This is a genomic window from Nocardioides sp. Root151, from assembly GCF_001427925.1.
Lineage (GTDB): Bacteria > Actinomycetota > Actinomycetes > Propionibacteriales > Nocardioidaceae > Nocardioides.
In genome coordinates this window covers 337,742-338,555 of record NZ_LMGG01000007.1, presented here as the reverse complement: position 1 = coordinate 338,555, position 814 = coordinate 337,742, and the positions used below count along the sequence as shown (strand labels likewise).

Genomic DNA, 814 nt, shown 5'->3' with positions numbered 1-814 from the left:
ACGGTGAACTGGGCGTGGGTCTTCACCCGGTGTTGGTAGCGGCCCAGTGGGGCGGAGTTGTGGACACCGGTCTGGGCCGGTGGCGCTGACGGGTTGTGGTCGTAGGGGACGGGGTGGTCGTAGTCGACGCGTCGGCTCACGGTGGTGGAGTGGGGGAAGGCGGTGCGGGGGCTGAGCAGCTGGACCCGGTCCTTGAGCCATTGCGGGTGCACGTAGGTCGCGGTCGGGGTGGTCTGGTTGAGGTCGATCACCTCGGTGACCTGGACCAGGGCTGTGCCGAGCATAGGGGCGAGGTTGGTTGGGAGCATGGGGCCGGCGTCCTCGACCTTGGCCACGGTCCCGCGTCCGGTGGGGTGGCTGGTGGACAGGGCGGCCTGGTGGAGGTGGACGTAGACCACGGCCCGGGGCCGCAGCTTGGTCGGATCGATTTGGCGGAGCGCGTCGAGCAGATGCGCCGGGAATCCCTCGGCCCACGCCACCGGTGACGAGCCGGGGTCCGCGTCTTCCGGCTCGTGGTCGGCTCCGGTCTGGTTGTCGTCGCGGGCCGCGTCGCTTTTGCCGGCGGGCTCACTGTCACTGGGCTGGCCCTGGTCGTCGCTGCCGCCCTCGTCCGCGTCTGCATCGTCGGCGTCGGCGTCGGTGTCACCAGCTTCGTCGTGGCCGTTGCCGGGCTGGTCCTGGTCGGTGGAGTGTGGTCCGGGGTCGGGGTCCTCGGCGTGCTCGAGCAGCAACGCGAGCAGCTCCGCGGGACGCGCCAGCCACCCGAAGGCCTCGGCACGTCTCGTGTCGAGGGACCGGTAGGGGTTTTCTTCGG

At 70.8% G+C, this 814-nt stretch carries 1 pseudogene; it reads right to left on the bottom strand.

Annotation, left to right across the window (positions count from 1 at the left end):
* Positions 1–814: pseudogene (locus ASD66_RS24830) on the bottom strand (hypothetical protein); the annotation flags it as partial.